This is a genomic window from Vallitalea maricola, from assembly GCF_036985595.1.
In the GTDB taxonomy this organism is placed as follows: Bacteria; Bacillota; Clostridia; order Lachnospirales; family Vallitaleaceae; genus Vallitalea; species Vallitalea maricola.
The window spans coordinates 76,028-97,648 of record NZ_BTPU01000020.1 but is presented as its reverse complement, the minus strand read 5'-3'; the positions used below and the strand labels follow the sequence as shown (position 1 = coordinate 97,648).

Genomic DNA, 21,621 nt, shown 5'->3' with positions numbered 1-21,621 from the left:
CACATAAGTTGTCACTTTTGCAAGCCCATTAACTTATTTCAGTATTTTGCACAATTAAATTATTTGCATTAAGTTTCTTTGTAAATTTTATCCATTATTTGCATTTTATAATAAAATTATTTATTAAAAGCTTACTAATAGATCAATCCTTTTAGTCAAAAAAAGGATAACCATTAGAATTATGGTTATCCTTCCATTTAATAATCATTGTTACTTATACTTAATTTTGTACACTACATCTTTTCTATCCAGTATAAATTTCCTACATGAAATTGGGCTCAGTGTTCATTAATATCTTTTGGATCTCTTTAATATTAACATCTTTCACTGAACTGTTAACATCTATTGCTAAGCTGGCTGCCACCCCAACTCCTTCACCCATATTCACACAGATTGGCATAACCCTATAATTAGAGTGAGCCTTATGAGTACCTGAAATCATTCGACCTGCTAATAATAGATTATTAATTTTCTCCACAACAAAGCAACCATATGGAATACAATACCCTTTAGATTGAGAAAACTCTTGTTGTACTCCATCTTTATCTAAACCAGCCCCAGTTAAATTATGAATGTCAAAATTGAAATGTGCATCTTTAACAAGCCAATCCTCCAATTTTTTCGCCTCAAGAATAATTTCTTCTGTCATCATTGATATTCCTTTAAAATGTCTCGTCTCTCTAACACCAAGTATTGATGCACTATCCATCACATAAGCATTCTTAAATCCTGGCACATAGTCTCTTAGAAAATGTGTAATATCTTGAATTTGATACCTACATACTCTCTCTCCTTTGGTTAAGTCTTTGGCATCTGTACCATCAATATCAATACAATTGGTCATATTAATCGTAACTACATCGGGCAAAGTGGATGGGTAGATCAACACATGTCCAGCAGGGGCTTTTAATACTTGTTTTGCTATAGTTTGTAAGTCTCCAGCTTCAATTTCATAGCTCTCTTCAAATCCATAAACATATTTAACCTTAGACATATCAACTCCAGCCATCTTAAACATAATCGTTACAGGCTGCATCCTACCATCTTTCTCTCTCCCTTTAGTAAAAGGAACTCCAGCTTTATAAGCAATATCTCCATCTCCAGTTGCATCTATAACTATTGTTGCTTTTATCATTTCTATTCCTGATTTACTGGTTAACAGTACTCCCTGAATTCTATCCTTTTGTTCATTTAAATGTACATCCATAGCGAAAGTATATAATCTTAAGATAACCCCTACTTCTTCAAGCATACGAAGTAAGACAACCTTTAACGTTTCAGGGTTAATAATTTGTTGTGGACAAAGGGAACTCTTTTCTGCCCTTACCTTAATCATGTCCTCTTTAATAATCGATTTATTTATTTCTCGTTCAAAAGAATAAGCTCTTTCAATTAATTCTTCATAAAGGCCCCCCTTTGTATTACCAGTCCAATGACTCATTAATCCTGATGTTGCTACGCCTCCTACCATACCTGATTGTTCGACTAACATAACTTTTTTCCCTTGCTTTGCCGCACTATAGGCTGCACCAAACCCAGCAGGTCCTGCTCCTAAAACAATTATATCTACTTCATCAGTAATAGGTATTTCCTGTTTATATTGAATGATTTCCATTATTCCAACTTCCTTTCTATTTCATTATTTTTACAATCAAATGCTATTGTTTAACCTAACCTTTTACACTTCCTGCAGTTAATCCTTGTATCATATATTTTTGTCCTATTAAGAATATTACTAACATAGGAATTAAAGCTACTACAGCACCTGCCATAATCAAATGATCTTGTGCAACCCCTGCTTCGTCAATAAAGTTTGTAAGACCTACAGTTAATGTATAGTATTTTTTATCTGTTAAGAAAATGAGTGGTCCTTCATAGTCATTCCATCTCCACACAAAATTTAATATAACAACTGTTGCCAAAGCTGGCTTTGCTAATGGAAAAACTAACTTGTGGAATATTCGAAATTCACTGGCTCCATCTATTCTTCCAGCTTCAATAATACTATTAGGGATATCTACAAAAAATTGTCTCATAAGAAATGTACTTAGAGGAGAAAACAATCTCGGTAAAATTAGAGCCCATAAAGTATTAAATATACCCATATATTTAAATAGAATAAATTGAGGTACCATTAACACTTGAAAAGGAACCATCATTGTAATTAAATATAGCATAAATAATTTATCTCTATACTTAAATTTCATTTTTGCAAAGGCATATCCAGCCATAGAAGCAGTTATAACTGTACCAAATACAGATACTACAGTTGTTATTACTGTATTCTTGAAATAGAGTAAAAATGAAGGATTTTGATTGAATAATACTTCTTTATAATTTTTTAAAGACATGGACTTAGTAAAAAATTTAGGCGGAAATTGATAAATCTCGCCAAGTGGTTTAAAAGAAGATACAATCATCCAAAGAAAAGGATAAATGATCAACATTGTAATACAGCCGATAATAAAAGTTATCAATACTTTTTGAATATTAAATTTTTGTTTAATGTGTTTAATAATTTCATCTATATTTGTTAGTTTATAGCTTTTTACAGTATTTTGCTCTTCCATCATTTACCTCCTTTTACATTGAATTTTCAAATCTCTTTTGTAGTTTCCATTGAAATAACGTAACTGCAAAAATGAATAATAATAGAATCCAAGCAATTGCTGCTGCATAACCCATCTTATGATATCTAAAGCCGGAAATATAAATATATTGAGCCAACACTGTTGTTGATGTTCCTGGACCACCATCTGTCATAATATTGACTGTTCCAAATACTTGAAAAGATGCAATAATATTCGTTACAAATAAGAAAAAAGAAGTGCTGCTAAGCATTGGAACTGTTACATGGAAAAAAGATTGAAAACTATTTGCCCCATCAATTTGTGCTGACTCATATAGAGTCTTATCAATGGATTGAAGACCAGCCATATAGACAATGGTATTGTAGCCCAATCCCATCCATATACCAACAATCATTAATGCGGGTAATGCCCAGTGAGTACTTCCTAACCAAGCTGGGGGGTTACTAATTCCTATTGCCATTAACAACTGATTAATAATCCCTTGAGAAGGATTATACAGCATAGACCAAACAGCACTAACTGCTACAACGCTAGCTATATAAGGTATAAATACAAGAGCTCTCATAATATTTTTCCCATAGACTTTATCATTTAAAATTGTAGCTAAAACCATGGATATTACAATTAAACAAGGTATTGTAATCAATGTATACTTTAAGTTATTGATTAAGGCCGCTTTAAACCATGGATCTTTTAACATATTTAAGAAATTTTCAAAACCAATAAACTGCATACCCTTTATTCCCTTAAAGATATTAAAATCTGTAAAGGAAACAAAAAAAGAAAATACTACAGGTAATAAGATAAATATAATAAATCCAATATAATTTGGAGCAATAAATAAAATAGCAGTCCAATTTCTTCTTTTTTTCATATAGTCACATCCTTTAAAAGAAGGTTGGCTAAAAGCCAACCTTTCATTATTGTAATTCGGCTTCTATAGCTTCGTCTGCTCTTCTTTTTATATTATATAAGTAATCTTCTTTAGAGCTTTCTCCTAAGAAAAACATCTCACTTTCTTCTTTGTATATTTGCATAATTTGTGGATAAGCAGTTGTGTATGTATCTACAATATATTGCAAATGAGGATTTAACATAACTCTCTTAAAACCTTCTATATCAAATAGTTTTTCTCCGTCTTTTCCTACGATTCCAGCGATTACTTCTTCATCGCTCACTTGGTTCCACACAGGAATTTTTCCAGCTGAAAGCATAAATTTTGTTCCATCAGTAATCCAGAATTTAATAAATTCCCAAGCTTCTTCTTTATATTTGGAATTACTACTAATACTTATATGATTATTAAGAGTTGCTTGATAATTATTAGGCACACCCTTTTCGCTAGTTGGATATGGTGCAAATGTCGTTATGAAGTCATGTGGATAGTTTTCTAGGTCTTTTACATAACGAAGCATCCAACCAGAAAATGGCATCATTGCTACTTCTTCATTTAAAAATGCTGAATGGCAATAAGCCTCAAGCTTTCTAGAGAAAACTTCATCATAAGGCATTGCATAACCATCATCCATTAATTCTTTTACCCTAGCATTCACTTCAAATTCAGGTGCATCAAAATTACTAGCTTTGCCATCCTCACTATAATACTGATCTCCGCCTAATACCGTGGATGAAATAGCAAGGGGTAATCCTGCATAGTAACCATGAGTTCCATAAACTTTATGACCATCTTTTTCATGAGTCAATTGTTTAGCAACTTCCATAAACTCATCAACACTCCAATTATCTGGAATGGTAACCCCTTGACTTTCAAGCATGGTTGAGTTAATCATAAATCCTATTGATTCCTTAGCTGTTGACAAGCCATATAATTCACTATTAATTTTTACTTGACCATCATCACCACCAATTATATTTTCTTTAATAAACTCTTCAGCTTCATACAATTCTAATGATTCAACCATACCACCTTCAACACGTTTCTTTAATGTATCAATACTATAAGTGAAGAATACATCAATTTGTTCCCCTGAAAGTATTGCTGTATCTAACTTTGTATTTCCCGTGTCATCATTAACAAAGCGTACATATTCTACTTGTATATTTGGATGTTCAGTATTCCATGCATTAACTAATGCTTGAGGTCCTGATTCAGCTGGTACTCCACCCCATACTACTAAGTTAATTATCTCATCGGAAACTTCACTGTTACTCATTGACGAGCTTGATGTACCTGTTTCACTTTGTCCATTACTATTTGTTGTTTTGATATCTCCCTTTTGATTTCCACATCCTACTATTGAAAGCACTAATGATACTAAAAGTACTATAGAAAATATTTTTTTCATGTTCCTACCTCCTCTAAAATATAAGTTAAGTATAAAAGATTAATCTTAAGCTTTGAATGAACTGTATTTACTTGTTTTTTCATTCTTTTCCTCTGATTTAATTTTGAAAACTAAAAAAGTAAAAATAGTGCATCAAAAAGTTGAAAATGTACTATTATTTCATTTGATATTGCTTTGGCGTAATTCCATAGTACTGCTTAAAAATCCTGCTAAAGTAGCTTTCACTATTATACCCGACTTTTTCAGCTATCTCATAGATAGGTAATTTCTTTGTATTTAGGAGTTCCTTTGCATTTTCCAACCGAACTTTATTCAGATAATCACTAAAATTCATTCCTAATTGTTTCTTAAAGATTCTAGAAAGATAAGTATCGTTTAAGCCAATCTCCATGGCAACATCTTGTAATCTTAAATTCAGTGCATATCTATTTCGAATATATGTTATTGCATTTTTGATTTCTTTACTAAGTCCTGCTCCTTCAAGTTCTATTAGACTTTCTAGATATGTCAGGGCAAACTTATTAAAGCGTTCTTCTAGTTCATCAAGATTATTCGCTCTACGTAAATACTCATATGCTTCAACATCTGCAATTTTTATATTATGAACATTACCACCTGCTTCTTTCATAACAGTACTAAATACACTAAAGATATCATGCCATTCTATAAAGGTTTCTACTACATTATAATAGGATTTAGCTTCATAAAAACAGTTCTTAAGAATTTTTTTTACCTCTTCTCCATTTCTATGCTTAATAGCTTCTCTTAGGGAATGTATCCGATCACCACTAAATATTGGGATATATTTTGAAGTAGGTTCATTATTGATCTTAATATAGCTTTTTGCCTTAATAACTATCTCTTTTAATTCATCAGTACCCATAGAAAGCTTAGGAATATAATCAATGGCACGATTAAATTTTAAAGCCTTTCTTACATAATCACTATCATTAATACAACTTAGTACCAGTATTACAATGTCTGGATATACCTTCTTAATCTCATCAATGAGTACCAACCCATCCATTTTAGGCATTTTAATATCAGTAAAAATAAGATTTGGGTGAACTTGATGAACAATCTCTAAGGCTTCAACGCCATTACTAGCCTCATATACTTCATTAAAACCCAGAGCCTCCCATTCAATTCCCATGGCTATACCTTTTCTAACTAGTATTTCATCATCAACTATTAATACTTTCATCATCTTCATCTCCATCTAATAAATCTTTAATGATTATTGTAGTTTTTGTTCCAACACCTTCTTCACTTTCTATCCATAGGCCACATGGACTTTCATAATAAAGCTTTACACGTTCTTTTACATTTTTAACTCCCATACCTGAATACTTTTCATTTTTTCTAATACCTTCCATTAACTTTTGAACCTTCTCTTGATTCATTCCTACACCATTATCTAATATAATAATTTCTACAAATCCTGCTTTTGGAGATGCTTGTACAGTAATTAACCCTTCACCTTCGAAGGGTTTATCAAATGCATGTAATATGCTATTTTCTAATATAGGTTGTAATAGCAATACAGGGATTTTTATAGTTCTTACTTGTTCATGAATATTATATTCTATACGAAATCGTTTACCATATCGCATTTTTTGGAGTTTAACATAGCTTTCTAAACACTTAATTTCATCCTCAAGAGATATGAAATCATCATACTTTTCAAGAGTATTTTCTAAAAGATAACCTAAAGAAACAAGCATTTTTTCTGCTGTTTTTGCATTTTCAATAACACACAGCCATTTAATTCCATTTAACGTATTTAATAAAAAATGAGGATTAATCTGTGCTTGGAGAGCTTCTAATTTAAATTTTTGTTTTTGTTCTATTTCCAATTTGACATTTTCAATCAAGCCATTAATTTCATCTACCATATAATTAAAACTTTCACTTAACTGATTGACTTCTATACTACCAGTAATATTTGATTTAACCGTTAAATCACCTTTAGTCACTTGATTCACTGTCTGATTTAATTTTTTAATGGCCTTTGTAACTTGTCTTGAAGCAACATAAGCGCTAAATAACATAAGTCCAATAAAGACACAATTTAAAAAGATTGTAAAATTTCTATAATGCTTTACCTCCTGCATAACTGAATTATAGGGTATGATCTGAACTAAAGTCCAGTTGGTTTTTTCAATTTCTCTAATAGATACGAAAACTGATTCTCCTCCAATATGTACTACACCTTCTTCACTGATGATGTGAGCAAGTTGATTAATATATTTGGGTTCTTTCATATGATTAATAGAATCTAATATTATCTCCCCTGAACTATTTAATAAATACCTCTCAGTGCCTCCATAATCTTCTTCCCTAACCAATAATTTTTTTACTTTTTTTTCTGGATAAAGATGTATAGCCAACACTCCGGTTGCTTCATAATAATCTTCCTTTAGCAGCCTTACCAGGGTAATTCCACCTTGAAATTGTAATATTTTTGTGGTAGGTGCATCCCATAAGAAAAAGCCATTTTTATTAACAGTATCGATAAACCAGTCTTCTTTGACAATTTGATTATAATCATAATATCTTTCTATTCCCGTATGATAGTAATTTCCATTGAAATCTAATAGAATAGATTCTACATTATAAGGAAACAAATTACTGGCTTCCATGTTTTCTAATTTACTTTCAATGACTTTTTTTTGCTGTATTTCTTTCGTTATACTATCCATTTTGTTATGTAAATTTTTTTGTATTTCTTTATCTAAAACAATTACATTAGAAGCAATAATAATATCATCAATAACATGGTTAATACCATTTTCAATTTCTTCAACATTTTGATTCGTTAAAACTTCAAGTTTATCTTTGAGAAGGTTACTTGTATAAAAATAGCCAATAAGTGGTAAAATCACCATTGGGATAAAAGCAACAAGGAAAATTGTTAACATTAATTTCTTTTGTAATGAAATACTTCTCTTAAATGGATTCATGATCAATTCCCTTTCTATAGATAGATGGAGATACTCCAACAAAGTCTTTAAACCAGTATAATGATGCATCCATTAATCTAACTTTATTATAACTTGTATCACTTTTTTAAACCATGCATTTTTTTTAAGATTCTTTACTTATTCTTTAAGGATTTTTACTTATTGTGGTATTACGATATATATAAATCTACAGTTACCTATTACATTAAGCTAGGAGGCAAATCTTATGATTCAAGTAATTAAATACTGTGAAGTAATTGTTATAGGAGATGGATTATCTGGAGTATTGATGGGTAAAAAAAAACAGTCTTTTAAGTAAGCCTGTTTTAATCTTAAAGAAAAGTAAGTAAATGTAAGCCTCATAATTAATAAATTGACATAAATCAAATTAATCCTGATAAAGGTCAATATATAAGTTCCCATTTGTAGATAATGCTGCAAAAGCCACTTCTTTTATATCTTCAATTCCTCTTTTCTTTAGTTCATCATTAATCCATTCTTTGGTTAAGTTGTTTAACTTAAGATTTTTTTCTATTAATTTTCCCTCTAGGATTATCTCCGTAGCAAGTCCTTCATAATTAGTCTGTATATTTAGATCTTGTGGAGTCAATGGACGGTTTTGAGATTTTAACTGAATACTTAATTCTCCATTAGGTTCAAATATAGCAAATTCAACATGACTAATATCAAAAACTTCTTCCTGACGAAGTTGTTGAATTAGATAATCATAGGAGTATTTCAACTTAGTCATATTATTTTCTAAAATCTTACCATTCTTAATCAAAGTTGTTGATTCTCCAGCCAAATACTTACGTAACAATCTAGATTTTAAAGAAAGGCAAGATATTAAATAAATAATTAATGTGATTACAGTCATAGAAATAATAAAATCAATCATCTTGATTTTCACATTAAATGCTAGATTACCCGCTACAGTTCCCAAGGTGACAATAGCAAGATAATCAAAATAAGTTAACTTAGACAAACTTCTTTTAGTTAGTATTTTTGTAGATATAAAAAGAAAAATGAGTGCCAAAACTGTCCGTAGTACAATTATTAAAGATTCAAGCAAGTAGATTACCCCGCTTCATATATTTTCTATTATTATTATTATTTTAAAAGATAAGATTTATTCAAATGAAAATAATTTAGCTTTCCTTTTATTTATAGTCAGGTTTTATTTTATTTTGGAACTTGATCAAATCTAGGGACTTTATCTAAATCATTGTCCCAGTTAGCCTTACTTGCCATATAAATATGACCTTGGGGTCTAATGGGTACTTCAGTGTCCAGACACCCAGCAGGAACAACTAACAGTGTTCCATCCATCTGAATGTTCGGAAGCGCCGATCCACAATCAGGGCAGAAGCTCTTAATATGCCTAGTTGATTTGAATTGATAGGTTTTTACTTTATTTTTACCTGACAACCATTTTAATTTAGCTGTGGAAGAAAACAGATTTGCAGCATGAGCAGAGCCAGTATCTTTACGACAAAGCCCACAATGACAAAGATAGAAATTCTCAAAATCTCCCTCTATCTCAAAAACAATTTCACCACAAAGACATGATCCAGTATGTTTCATAATAGTATCTCCTCCTAGATTATTCCTTTTTATATCCCAGCCTTAAGTTGCTATAACGCATTAGTAATGTTTAGTGCAAAATTACAACTTAAAAAGTTTTAAAGCTTGATCTGCTTCTATCACAGATAGTGACTCTAATTCATGGGTATACCCAAGGATATCTTCACTAATTTCTATTATACTTGATGTATGTTTTGCTTTTTCTAGAAATTTTTTCACTTTTGTTATTTCTATTTTGTAGTCAAATATAGATAAGATTTTCACCTGTAAATATTCCAGATATATTTCTTTATACTCGAGCCAATCTTCATATGTTTGAATATTTTTACATATTAGTCCAACTATATAGCGGAGTGTATGGTTTATTTCCTCTATGCTTGTATCATAAATGAATTTTATTGAATCAATCTTTTTAAAAGCATATACAATGGTTTCCATTAATTTTTCTATCATTTCCTCAGCTTGCATCTCTTCAAATAACACAAATAACTTTGATAGACTTCGATTTTTACTAAATCGCTCCTTAATAAATTGGATAAACGTTTCAAAATCCTCTACATTATTTCCAAGCTCTATTTCAAATAATATTCTAAAAAAAATATTCCATTGAAAATCACTATTAATTGAAGCTATGATAGTTTCTCCCATAACCTTAGAGAATTCATCTTGGAATGTTACTTCTCTTTCAAATATTATCTCATGTGTAAAATCAATCTCATTCTCACTTATATCATTTAACCTTGAAAATGTTTTTACTAAAGTCTTATTATAGTCGTCCAAGTTTTCTGCATGATTAGACCTGAAAATATATTTCATTATCGTATCACATGACTTTCTAAAATCTACAATGAAACCAATGCTATTCTTAATTTTTATTGAGAAAATATCATAAATCATTTTTGCCAGGGTTGTTTCAATTTGATTTTTTCTAACTGATGGACTGATTGTATTTAGTTGTTTAAATTGATCATCAATAATATGTAATTGTTTATCTATCATGGAAAGATTTTCGTTTATTGATCCCATAATATCTTTAAAAAAGCTGTCCCATATGGTGTAATTATTGTTTTTATATATTATCTTATGTTCTATTTCACCCCAAAACACATTAACAAGGGATTTTATTTGTAGTTCAAAATTAAACAATTCATCATCATATTCATAAACTCCATCTATCCTATATATTTCAAACCCATTTTTTTGTTTTTGAGGCTGTGGTCCATCTAGTTCCAGTCTAATATTATTATTAAGTGAGTTATAATAATATCCATCTGAGTGGCACATACTAAAACATCTCTTCAATACTTCATATATTTTATATTCATCTTCAATGAATCTGCATTCTATTCTTATACCTATTAAATCTGATAGATTGGAAATGAATTCTTCTGAAGAATCATATTCCTTATAAGAATTATTTCTGATAATCTTTTCTTTTAAACTAGGAACTGATTTCACTCTTCTATTAATGTTCAAGTAACCATCAGTACTTACCTCTAATAATTCTTTTAGAAAAATTTTTATTTCATTAGATGCTATTTCCAAATCATCTTCTTTACTCTCTAAATAATTCGTCACATCATGTATAAATCCAAATAGCTTTAATTCCATACTTCCTCCTATGCATCATTTAGTCTTCTAATTGTCGTTTATTATATATATTCTTGATATGCTAATTAATGGTATTAACCAGACTTCTAATTTTTATTAAATTTATTTTCTTATTAAACTTGTAACTCATTTCATTTTACTTTTTTATTATACAGTATAAACAATCAGTCAACCATAATTTTTTTATTGGCTCTATTTACTTATTCCCTCATCCATATAGGCCACTCATAGTATTATTGGATGCTAAATAGGTGAAAACCACCTTCTTAGAGTATGGTTTTCACTATTGTTAAATGAATATGAAGAGCATAGTCTCATAGCTTTTGCCCATTAGCAAATTAACTAAATTGTATTTTTGATTTATATGAAAACAGAAGCAGAAAGATTTTTATCTGAACACCTCTAAATTTTCTTTATTATTTTTATTAATATAGTTAATCATAACCATATAGCAAAATTATTGTATTTAAAAGTACCACTTCCATGGTGTAGTTTGTCATGGGCTTTTAGTTCAGTAAAAGCTTTCTTCATATCTTGAAGGATAGAAGGGTTAATATTCAAATCATGGTGTGCAGGAAACACTCTTTTTACTGGGAAACTTGCAACTCTCTCTATGGATAATAAATATGCTTCGGGATCAGTTGATGGGAAATAAGCAAATAATGTTCCTTTGTAAACCAAATCGCCAGTAAAAAGATATTCCTTTTCTTTTTCATAAAAACACATATGACCCGGTGAATGTCCTGGTGTGTGCAGCACTTGTATAGTACGTCCTCCAAGATTAATAATATCATTATCCTTCAAAACTCTTGTAGCAGTCCCTTGAAAGAACCTGTAATCATCAATATTAAAATTTTCTGGCAACTTACAGTCCTCAACAACAAAGGCTTTTATTTGTTCCATCGTTAATGGGAACTCACCTGCAAGCCAATTAACCTCATTTTCGTGTACATAAAAATCAGGAAAATACTCATGTCCTCCAATATGATCCCAATGTACGTGAGTGGCAACAGCTATTATAGGTTTGTCTGTTAATTTAACAACTTCGTTATAAATATTCATAATACCAAGACCGGTATCAATTAGCAAACTGTAAGTTGCACCATTTAGAAGATACGCATGAGATTCTTCCCAGTGTTTATACTCACTAATGATATGAGTATCTTTGTCAATTTGTTCAATGGTAAACCAATCGCTCATAATTTACCTCCTTATTACTATTATTTTATATTAATTTGTTTTATATCACAAAAGCTAATTAATTATATTGCCCTATTCTCAAAGACATAAAAATACAAATAATCTGTAGTTTTAAATTCAAACTTCTGTTTTCCATAAATTACCCTAAATTATTATAACATAAGGCTAAATTAAAATCATCACTAGCTTGAACTAATTTACACCGGCTGATGGTAGTGACTATAGATACATTCCTTACTACTTTTTAGTTTTTCCAATAAATAAAAGAAACCTATATAGGTTTCTAAAGTAAGTACATAAAGATTTGTTATGCTTTACAAGTTTATGATGAACAATGTATGCCCCTAGAGGTCCATTAGCATTCCCTGTAACTGGGTCTTCATTTATTCCTATTGCCGGGGCAAACATTCTACCTTCAACCAAAATATTTTCATCTTTTGAATCTTGGGTAAAAACATAATATCCATTACATTCTATGATTTCGCTCAACTGGGAAAGTGCATTATAATTTTCCCCTGTGTCATAACTATTTTATAATCATCATTTTTCTCGATTATATCAACTGGTAGAATCCCTGCTCCTGATATTAGCAAAGCTATACAAGTACGCACTTTTCTCTTAGTTACTTACTCTATAGAAAGTGAATTAATACCATCTTTAGAAGCTTAACGAATTCAACTTAATTATTATTTCCTTCCATTCTTTAACAAGCAACCTACTGTAGTCTACTTCATTTGTATTCATATAATTTTCTAAATCTTTATAGCATACTTTATGTTCTATCAATACTTCCTCTATCATTTTGTGTATCTTTACAATTTCTGAGTAATTAAAGTTCTTTAAATCATCATGCAGTATTTCTACTAATCTATTATCAAATGTATTTTTTTCACCTGAAACACCTGACATTCCATATGCTCTACATATTTCATTGTACTGATCATACATTTCAAAACAAAGCTTATGAATTTTTTTGTCACGATCTTCTTGTATATTGTCTTGTTCTAACAACTCAATGATTCCAAAATTATTTACTGCAAAACCCCATGATTCAATTACAATATTAGAATCAACATAACTTTTTAACTTATAATATTTTGAGCTTAATATTATTAACAATGCACTTAGAATAATTATTACAATAGATGAAATCTTATTTTTAAAAATATATTTAACCAATCTCAAACATTAAAACCCCCTTAAACCACATCATCACATAAAATATTATCATTTTAGAATATATACATAAACTAACTATAATTCTAATTTATATTATAGCACTTTTTAATAGTCAAGAATTATATATATTAATTAAAAATATTAATTTTCAAATATTGGTTCAACATATTCCTTTATAAATTCTATCCTATCTTTTACATTTTGCCTAAAAAAGGCAGCAATAGAAACTACTATTTTTTTCTTTGCATTAAAATAAATCACATTTCCTCCGTCTCCTATAGCTGCACAGGAATGTTCTTTTTCATCGATAATCCACCATAAATATCCATACGCAAGATTGATTTTTCCCCATCGGCTATGTTCCTTTATACTCTCGTCTATCCAGTTTGTGGATACAATCTGTTTTTCATTCCACATTCCACCATCTAAGTATAATTGACCTATTTTTGCCATATCTATAGGAGAAAGCGTAAGCCCCCATCCTCCTGCATTTACTCCAGCGCCGTCAGCAACCCATCCGCTGATATTTTTTGATTTATTAAATTCCATTTGTTCCTCTTTACTATGAAAAATCACATTACTCTCAACAGTAATTCCTAGTGGTGAGAATAAATTTTCTCTTGCAAAATCTAACACAGATTGCCCAGTTGCTTTTACAAGTATCCCTGATAAAATATCTGGTCCTATGAGGGGAGTGTATTTAAATTCTCCTATCTGTCCCCTACCCCCTAATAAATCAAGTGTAAATTTTACCCAATCATCACTGGTAAAATACTTTATGTAGGGTACAACCGCCTTATACTTATACGGAGCTGTCATTGTCAGCAAATTCTTAAGTGTAATATTCTGTATTGTTTTTTCTCTTTTTTTAACTATGTAATCTGGAAAAAAATCTAATACCTTCTGGTTGATGCTTTTGATGTACCCTTTATCTACTGCAATACCTATCAATATGGAAATAATACTTTTTGTTACTGAATAGACATGAATTCGACTAGTATCATTACATTCATTAAAGTAATTTTCATATACTGTTTTACCGTTTTTCAATACAACCATACCTGTAATATTGCTATAATCATTATTTATTTTATTTTCCAACTCTGTTATTTTTTCTTGATTCATATAATTTTCTCCTTTATCATTTACTGTCTTTTTAGCTTACTGATCTTTTCTTATTTCATATGCTATATAAAGTTTCACACTTTCTTCTTTACAGGATAATATATTTCAGTTATAAGCTCACTCTCTTTTTGAACTTGAGAAGGGTCGGTTACATATACTTCATAAAGGGCATTGTTAGATTCATATCCTTCCTTTTCTGCCCATTCACGCTGTTTAGTATATATAGAAGAAAGGTTTGAATAAGAACCATACAACACTGTTTTTAAGCATAGTCCCGGATGAAAATCTCTTGTACCTGTAACATACTCTTTTATTGGAATAGCAAATTCAGTATCTAAACCAAATGGACTAAATTCTGCACTGTGAAAAAGTACCATCGGTGGAGCAAGTATTGTTAATTTGTCGTCTTGTATTTTCTTAAATAATTTAGCAAAATTATTACCATATTCTTCAGCAAATTCATATTCATGAACCATTTTTCGATAAGATAGAAGATACATCTTTGGTACTTCTACAAGTTGAACATCAATACTTTCCAGATATGACATAATTGATTTGCCTTGTTTCAAATTTGATATATCATTATTTAATTGGTCTAGACTTCTTTTAGATTCCAGTACTTGTTTCTCAATTTCTTTTTTCTTTTTGGTAAGTGCCAAGTAAAGTTTTTCGTCCAGTAATTCTTCCGCTTTGATGATTGTTTTAATTTCCTCCAAAGAAAAATTGTATGATTTTAGGCGGTTGATAAATAACATGGTTTCTAATTGCTCTACAGAATAATATCTATAACCATTTTCAGTATTAATCTCAGCAGGTAGAATAAGCCCTATTTCTGCATAATAACGAAGCGTCTTTGTAGATACTTTACATATATTTGAAAACTCTCCAATAGATAACATAGATTATCCTCCTTTCAGCATATCCTATATGTTTACCTATATCTTACACCTTGCCCTAAGGGTAAAGTCAAGTCAGTAATTTCTTTTTCATTATATACAATTAACATGTTATTCAATTTTTTTAACTCCTCCTCTATTTTCTTTGCAAAGCTTTTATACTCAGTGCTAAGTGATGTACATTTTTTACTTATATAACAAAAAAACAGGATCCGATTGGTACAATCTAATCCTGCCCTATTTAAAACTTATTTCATTATTTCTTTAAGAAGTATTGGATCACCATTTATTGCAGAAAATAGCTTTCTTTTCATTGTTTTTTTGGTTCCAACTAATTGATCTGCCATTCTATCAATAGCAATTGTTGATAAAACGGATTGAATAAAACCTTCCACCAAACTATCTAATGATAAACCTAACTGGTTGAAATCCTTCGTGTCCATTAGTTTTAATCTTCTTGTTTCACTATCCCATCCATCAGCAGTCTTTACTGATAGATTCGTTCCTAACATTTCCCACGAATCTTCTGAAGACATTAGATTCTGCGTAAGTGGCTTCTCTGCTCTTCTAGCATACATAGCTACTGGTACAAATCCGTCTTCAGTTGATGCAATCATAAATCTTAAGTCAGCAACATAAATATTATTTTTTTTATTAGGCACCATCCCTACATGATAATACTTCCCTTCAGTTGAATTGGTTGACCAATGATAATTACCAATCAACATTTGTACAATAAAATCATCATAGTCATGTCTTTCATCCATAAACTTTTTCAGTTCTCTTTCAGAAGTAATTGTATACACGCCTTGTCCCGCATTAGAGTATGGATTTTTAATAACCGCATGTCCATTAAATCTATCAACCCATAGGGGAATTTCATTAAATTTTACATCATTAATTGTTTCAGGTTTTCTTATTTTTAAATTAGCATCTTTCAGCTCTGAATTGAAAAGCTCATAAGCTTTCGAAGCCATTCTCTTGTTACGTCCACCAGCAAGGCATGCTATTATTGGATTATAAATTAATGTTTTTGTCTTTACCGGTATTCGATTCCATGGTTTTTGTGTTACATAACGATAAGCTGCTTTTATATCATGCCATTCTCCTAATTCATCCCTAACTTGCATAATCTCATTTTCGAAACGTACACTAGGGTTTGGATCATTATTAAAAAATGGTACTAAATAAACATCTTCATTGACTAAATTGGCGAGTGTGATGGCATAACCTGATGCTTCCATCTCATTCTTATCATATACAACCGCAAAAGCACCAGGTATCGTGCGCCTAGACCTAACAAAAGGTAAAAAAGATTGTTCTATTAATCGTTTGTAGCCTCCCATCTCTTCATTTTCATTCAATAGGGGCATCGACTTTTGTCCAGATGGTGATGAATTCGTTTCAAGTACAACCATCCTTTTTACTCCTTTTTCTGTCGTTACATTAAACAAATCTGTACCTGACCATTGCATATACTTAGGCTTATATTTTAACCAAAGTAATAACTTTTCTTTATCTACACTTGGATTCAAATGACAAAATCTTTCAGCAACTCTTTCTCTATCCATGTTAAAGAAAAATTTAACCAATTCATGCATTTGGGCATGTAATACCTTGTTATAATAATGTTGTTCGCTACTAAATGTATTGTCTAAAATCTTTACTGCTGGTTTTCCAAATTCTATAATCATATTGGCTCCTTCATAATATTACCTACAATCATCAAACCTTATGGTCACATTTTCTCCACAACCTCTAATTTTTTTGATATAACATGGTCTGTTAAATACAGCTCATCGTATGCATATTTAAAGATAACTTTTGGGATATTTACATCTGTACATGACTCTAAGCCTTTAAACATTGGAGAAGAATTCACTTCACATATTTTAAAACTCTCTCCGTCAAATAATAAATCAACTCCAGCAATATCTAAACCTAGTATTTTTGAAGCTTCAAGAGCAATCCGTTCAATAATCGGTGATAAAGGATAGCTTTCAACCGTTCCACCTGCTGAATAATTAGCTCTAAAGTCATTTTTTTTAGCTTTTCTCAGCATACAACCTACAACACGTCCTCCAACAACGAATACTCTTAAATCCTTCCCTTTGCTATCTTTTATCATTTCCTGAATGATAATATTCATATTTGGATTAGCAATCTCAATCATTCTAGATAAATCTTCAAGCTGTTTTCGATTCTCCATCAAAAACACACCTTTGCCTAGTGACCCAGATAAGGTTTTTACTACGAGGGGATATTCAAACTGCTTGGTTACAAAGTCAACATCTACAGGAAATTTCATTAGCATTGTTTTTGGTACAGGCAATTTCTTTTGAGCAAGGATTTGTTGAGAAAACAACTTATCCTTAACAGTCTCTATACCTACACTTGAATTAATACATGGTATATTCAGCCTTTCAAACTGTCTTATTAATGCTAAAGCAAAATAAGTAGTTCCTGAACCCATCCTAGGAATAACAAAATCAGGTAAATCCAAAGGTTCTCCATCTACATAAATACTACATTCATCTTCTTTATTCACAAATAACTCAAATTGATCCGGACTCATTACATCTAGGTCTATACATAAGTTTGCAGCTTCTTCCAAAAACCTTCTTGTTTCATAATGAGTGATATTTAGCTCACTTTCTTTTACTTTATAAAGTAATATACCTTTCATTTCTACCTCTTAATATTCTTCGAATTCATTATAATAATCTTCATTATAGGATAAATCATAGTTAATGTTTTTTACGTTTCTTTGCTTTTGTCTACTATTTCTAATCTTTGTTTTTTCGTAAGTACGTTTACCTTTTGATCTTGAAGTACGCCTTTTCTCTTTCATGATCATCATTTCATCAAAGTTTAATTCCCTTTCTTTTTCCATTGTTAATTTAATCTCCTTTTAGATTTAACTTATTATTTCATTTTCATATTGTTTTCAAGATATATGCAGAGATTAACTCTATTTATGTCTATTAATATAATCAACCAGTTGTTTTACAGTCTCAAACTTCCATGCATAATCAACTAAATCTATCTGCATCTCTTCTTCAAGATCCTCTAGCATAGAAAAAAATTCATCTTCATTCATCCTCTTATCCTCAACAAATGAAAATTCCAAACCAATCTCTTTTGGCTTTTCTACACCAATTATTTCAGCTATTGTTTTCTGTACATAAGCTAACACCATACATAACACCTCTTATCTTTTGATTACACCATGACCATCAATAAACATCATTTTAACCACGTCACTATAATCCTAGAATTTTTACCAAAACCTAATTTAAATGATTATATTGCAGTTTTAACAAATGCAATTAAATCACTAACATAAATCAATTCTGTGTCCCTTTCATTAAACTCAAATCCAAAGAGATCTTCAATCTCATTAAGTACATCATCTAAATCACTATCATCAAGATACAAATCATCTTTTAAATTCATATCATTTGTAACAAGTTTATAATCCATCCCTGAAAATTCACCTAATATTTTCTTAATCGTATGTATCATCACTTTATCTCCTTTTAATATTCTTTGTTCCATATCTCCTAGTTACATTATAAATTTATGCATACAAAAAGCATCACCCCTATGGTGAACTCAAACTCAACAACACAATGTATCATCAAAATATTCAAGCGCTAAACAATTAGCTAAATAGTGGTAATGCTCTAAATAGTCCTATTATATTGTTCGCGTTTTTCGATAAAATCAACTCCTTCTTTTAATACTTGTTAATAATTTTGGTTTAATTATACTCCTATTCTGAAAATAGTCAAGTAAAATTTTTACTATAGTTTATATGTTTGATTCATGTGCTAATAGGTAATCTATTATATAAGATTAATCAAGTTTTTTACATCTTTGTAATCTTCTATTACCATAGAAATATCAGGTATTTGCTGGAGCTGTTCCTTGGATAATGTAGAAGCAACTCCTATAATGTTACTTACTCCTGCTCTATGGGCAGCTTCAATACCTGACATAGCATCTTCAAATACAATGCAATTACCAGGCAAAACACCTATATTTTGAGACGCTTATATATATATATCAGGTTCAGGTTTACTTGGAATAAGTCCGTTGTCATAAACTACTTGTTCTATGTTAAACCATTTTCCCAAATCTAAATTTTCGAAGAAGAATTTAAGATTATTTAGACCAGAGGCAGTCGCAATAGTAAAAGGTATCTGTTGCCTTTTTAAATAATCCAAAAACTCAACTAAACCATCAGCCAATCGATAATGTTGCTTATCTGAAAGGCATAATTGTCTGTAGACAACTTCTTTTTCTTCTGCTAGTTGGTTGATTTCTTCTTTACTTAGTTGGTTCTTTAAAAAAAATGAAAATGAAACCTCTGCATAATACCTTCTGTTTTCATATAATCCTCCTCCTGTTCTGTTTCATATCTTTATTCAAATGGTTTGTTGTTTCACAACTACACTTCCCATAGAGTAACGGTTTGGCTAGACTTTTGTTAAAGAAGTCAATTGCAGGACCAAGGAAAAATGCAGTGATAATAGTTCCAATCCCAATGGTGGCATTAAAAACGAATCCTATAATTACGCAAATAACATCTGAAATAATCCTGCATATACGAAATGGAATCGGTGATTTATCTGCTGCAATCAAAGACATTGCATCATATGTTGAAACACCCATATTGGCAGTAAAATATAGAGAAGATGATGCGCTGATAATTATTAATCCCAACATCAATGTGATGACTCGGATAAGCATACTTGTATTTGGCAAAATTATATTTAATAGTACCAATGTATACTCAACCATATATCCGAATAAAAAAAGACTGAAAATGGTTGCAATACCTATGTAGTATTTATCAAAAATCAATGTAACAACCATAAATACACCTGTCACTATCATACATATCATACCATACTGCATATGACTTAGATTTGCCATTCCAGTTACTAGTGCATTAAAAGGATCAATTCCTAAATCTGCGAATTTTAATAATCCACATCCTATAGCAGTCCCTATGATCCCCGATATAACCATACCTAACCTTTTACCGAAAACATCTTTTATCACAATAAATTAATCCTTTCTTATTATCTTTTATCAGTATCATTCATTATAACTATAGTTGATACTAATTTGCTATGTTATAATTATATAGCCAAAAAGCATTATATTATATTATATTTAAGACTATATTTTGTAAATTTAAGACAACCGAGGTATATAACTATGCAGAGAGATATTATTCCTATTAACGAAAAAGGTATGGAAATATTAGAATATGTTGCCGAAGACTTCCCTTGTGCAATTTTCTTTGCTGATATAGCAAAATATGCACTAGGTAGTGTACCATGGCATTGGCATAAAGAAATAGAAATTTTTGTGGTTACTAAAGGCTGTCTACGAATGCTTTTGGGTAGTCAGGAGTATATCATCCATGAAAACGAAGGAGCTTTTGTTAATTCAAATATTTTGCATTCAATGGAAGTAGCAGAGGGTGAAGGCTGTGAATTAATCACAATTCTTTTTTCGCCATCTATTTTTACTGGTGGTAAAGCAACCTCACTTTATCATCAAATGACTACACTTATTTTTGACAATACAGAGTTAGCAACCTATACTTTTTCCAATACTTCCACATGGAAAAATGAGATAATTTTAGCCATTAAAGAGATTTATTCTGCTTTTAATAAAGAACTTTTTTGTAAAGAGCTGATTATATGTGAAAATCTTTCGCGTATTTGGCGGTTCATTCTAAATGATATAATGTACAAAAATTTAAAGAGCGTGCCTATTAACCCATTACAGGAAAGTCGTACTCAGTGCATGATGCAGTTTATTCATGATAATTATTCAGAACCATTATCTATCAAAGACATCGCTGATTTCGCTAGTATCAGTACCAGAGAATGTTCCAGATGTTTTCAAAATATCATCCATACACCACCAGTAAAATATCTTATGAAATATCGTATATCGGTTAGCCTTTCACTACTACTAACGACAAATTACTCTATGACTCAAATTGCTGAAATGACTGGTTTCAACAGTTCCAGTTATTTTTCAAAGGTATTTAATGAACGTATGAATATGTCACCAACTGATTATAGAAAATTACATATATTAAAAAAATAGTAATCATATTTAACTCAGACGTATGTATTAA

The 21,621-nt window shown here is 30.5% G+C and carries 23 protein-coding genes; 1 reads left to right on the top strand and 22 read right to left on the bottom strand.

What is annotated here, in order from left to right:
• Nucleotides 1-262: 262 nt before the first annotated feature.
• From AACQ14_RS06880 to AACQ14_RS06775, 22 genes are all read right to left on the bottom strand, one after another.
• Nucleotides 263-1,615 (bottom strand): FAD-dependent oxidoreductase, encoded by a 1,353-nt coding sequence (locus AACQ14_RS06880; protein WP_339362838.1) that lies wholly within the window; start codon nucleotides 1,613-1,615, stop codon nucleotides 263-265.
• A gap of 55 nt (nucleotides 1,616-1,670) precedes the next feature.
• Nucleotides 1,671-2,570 carry a carbohydrate ABC transporter permease gene (locus AACQ14_RS06875; protein ID WP_339362837.1) on the bottom strand — a complete coding sequence of 300 codons (900 nt, stop codon included), beginning with the start codon at nucleotides 2,568-2,570 and terminating at the stop codon, nucleotides 1,671-1,673.
• 13 nt (nucleotides 2,571-2,583) lie between these two features.
• Nucleotides 2,584-3,465 carry a carbohydrate ABC transporter permease gene (locus tag AACQ14_RS06870; protein WP_339362836.1) on the bottom strand — a complete coding sequence of 294 codons (882 nt, stop codon included), beginning with the start codon at nucleotides 3,463-3,465 and terminating at the stop codon, nucleotides 2,584-2,586.
• A 46-nt stretch (nucleotides 3,466-3,511) separates the two neighbouring features.
• Nucleotides 3,512-4,897 carry an ABC transporter substrate-binding protein gene (locus tag AACQ14_RS06865; RefSeq protein WP_339362835.1) on the bottom strand — a complete coding sequence of 462 codons (1,386 nt, stop codon included), beginning with the start codon at nucleotides 4,895-4,897 and terminating at the stop codon, nucleotides 3,512-3,514.
• Nucleotides 4,898-5,051: 154 nt separating this feature from the next.
• On the bottom strand, nucleotides 5,052-6,101 hold the full coding sequence (locus AACQ14_RS06860) for a response regulator transcription factor (RefSeq protein ID WP_339362834.1): 1,050 nt from the start codon (nucleotides 6,099-6,101) through the stop codon (nucleotides 5,052-5,054).
• Nucleotides 6,082-7,860 carry a cache domain-containing sensor histidine kinase gene (locus AACQ14_RS06855; protein ID WP_339362833.1) on the bottom strand — a complete coding sequence of 593 codons (1,779 nt, stop codon included), beginning with the start codon at nucleotides 7,858-7,860 and terminating at the stop codon, nucleotides 6,082-6,084. Before AACQ14_RS06855 ends, AACQ14_RS06860 begins: the two co-directional genes overlap by 20 nt.
• Before the next feature lie 388 nt (nucleotides 7,861-8,248).
• Entirely contained in the window at nucleotides 8,249-8,932 is a 684-nt protein-coding gene (locus AACQ14_RS06850) for a DUF421 domain-containing protein (protein WP_339362832.1), read from the bottom strand.
• A gap of 110 nt (nucleotides 8,933-9,042) precedes the next feature.
• Nucleotides 9,043-9,444: a GFA family protein gene (locus AACQ14_RS06845; protein ID WP_339362831.1), complete on the bottom strand. Its 402-nt coding sequence runs from the start codon at nucleotides 9,442-9,444 to the stop codon at nucleotides 9,043-9,045.
• An 81-nt stretch (nucleotides 9,445-9,525) separates the two neighbouring features.
• Nucleotides 9,526-11,055 (bottom strand): GTP pyrophosphokinase, encoded by a 1,530-nt coding sequence (locus AACQ14_RS06840; protein WP_339362830.1) that lies wholly within the window; start codon nucleotides 11,053-11,055, stop codon nucleotides 9,526-9,528.
• 438 nt (nucleotides 11,056-11,493) lie between these two features.
• Nucleotides 11,494-12,255, bottom strand: coding sequence for an MBL fold metallo-hydrolase (locus AACQ14_RS06835; protein WP_339362829.1), 762 nt, complete (start codon nucleotides 12,253-12,255; stop codon nucleotides 11,494-11,496).
• Nucleotides 12,256-12,492: 237 nt separating this feature from the next.
• The gene (locus AACQ14_RS06830) at nucleotides 12,493-12,744 is read right to left on the bottom strand and encodes a PhzF family phenazine biosynthesis protein (protein ID WP_339362828.1); all 252 of its coding nucleotides are present in this window, start codon (nucleotides 12,742-12,744) and stop codon (nucleotides 12,493-12,495) included.
• A 168-nt stretch (nucleotides 12,745-12,912) separates the two neighbouring features.
• Entirely contained in the window at nucleotides 12,913-13,440 is a 528-nt protein-coding gene (locus AACQ14_RS06825) for a hypothetical protein (RefSeq protein ID WP_339362827.1), read from the bottom strand.
• A 135-nt stretch (nucleotides 13,441-13,575) separates the two neighbouring features.
• Nucleotides 13,576-14,559, bottom strand: a complete 984-nt coding sequence (locus AACQ14_RS06820) for a serine hydrolase domain-containing protein (RefSeq protein WP_339362826.1) — start codon at nucleotides 14,557-14,559, stop codon at nucleotides 13,576-13,578.
• A 74-nt stretch (nucleotides 14,560-14,633) separates the two neighbouring features.
• A complete protein-coding gene (locus tag AACQ14_RS06815) occupies nucleotides 14,634-15,458 on the bottom strand; it encodes a MerR family transcriptional regulator (protein ID WP_339362825.1) in 825 nt (274 codons plus the stop codon).
• A 245-nt stretch (nucleotides 15,459-15,703) separates the two neighbouring features.
• Nucleotides 15,704-17,149 carry an ATP-grasp domain-containing protein gene (locus AACQ14_RS06810; protein WP_339362824.1) on the bottom strand — a complete coding sequence of 482 codons (1,446 nt, stop codon included), beginning with the start codon at nucleotides 17,147-17,149 and terminating at the stop codon, nucleotides 15,704-15,706.
• Nucleotides 17,150-17,193: 44 nt separating this feature from the next.
• Complete coding sequence (locus tag AACQ14_RS06805) at nucleotides 17,194-18,141, bottom strand: ATP-grasp domain-containing protein (RefSeq protein ID WP_339362823.1); 948 nt, start codon at nucleotides 18,139-18,141, stop codon at nucleotides 17,194-17,196.
• 9 nt (nucleotides 18,142-18,150) lie between these two features.
• Complete coding sequence (locus AACQ14_RS06800) at nucleotides 18,151-18,348, bottom strand: hypothetical protein (RefSeq protein WP_339362822.1); 198 nt, start codon at nucleotides 18,346-18,348, stop codon at nucleotides 18,151-18,153.
• Between the two features lie 78 nt (nucleotides 18,349-18,426).
• Nucleotides 18,427-18,654, bottom strand: coding sequence for a hypothetical protein (locus AACQ14_RS06795; protein WP_339362821.1), 228 nt, complete (start codon nucleotides 18,652-18,654; stop codon nucleotides 18,427-18,429).
• A gap of 104 nt (nucleotides 18,655-18,758) precedes the next feature.
• Nucleotides 18,759-19,013, bottom strand: a complete 255-nt coding sequence (locus AACQ14_RS06790; RefSeq protein WP_339362820.1) for a hypothetical protein — start codon at nucleotides 19,011-19,013, stop codon at nucleotides 18,759-18,761.
• A 290-nt stretch (nucleotides 19,014-19,303) separates the two neighbouring features.
• A complete protein-coding gene (locus AACQ14_RS06785; RefSeq protein ID WP_339362819.1) occupies nucleotides 19,304-19,489 on the bottom strand; it encodes an HAD family hydrolase in 186 nt (61 codons plus the stop codon).
• 21 nt (nucleotides 19,490-19,510) lie between these two features.
• Nucleotides 19,511-19,780, bottom strand: coding sequence for an HAD family hydrolase (locus tag AACQ14_RS06780; protein WP_339362876.1), 270 nt, complete (start codon nucleotides 19,778-19,780; stop codon nucleotides 19,511-19,513).
• 67 nt (nucleotides 19,781-19,847) lie between these two features.
• Nucleotides 19,848-20,525: a YczE/YyaS/YitT family protein gene (locus AACQ14_RS06775; RefSeq protein WP_339362818.1), complete on the bottom strand. Its 678-nt coding sequence runs from the start codon at nucleotides 20,523-20,525 to the stop codon at nucleotides 19,848-19,850.
• 159 nt (nucleotides 20,526-20,684) lie between these two features.
• On the opposite strand from AACQ14_RS06775, the gene AACQ14_RS06770 reads away from it, so the two are divergent.
• Nucleotides 20,685-21,590, top strand: a complete 906-nt coding sequence (locus tag AACQ14_RS06770) for an AraC family transcriptional regulator (RefSeq protein ID WP_339362817.1) — start codon at nucleotides 20,685-20,687, stop codon at nucleotides 21,588-21,590.
• The last annotated feature ends 31 nt before the right edge of the window (nucleotides 21,591-21,621 follow it).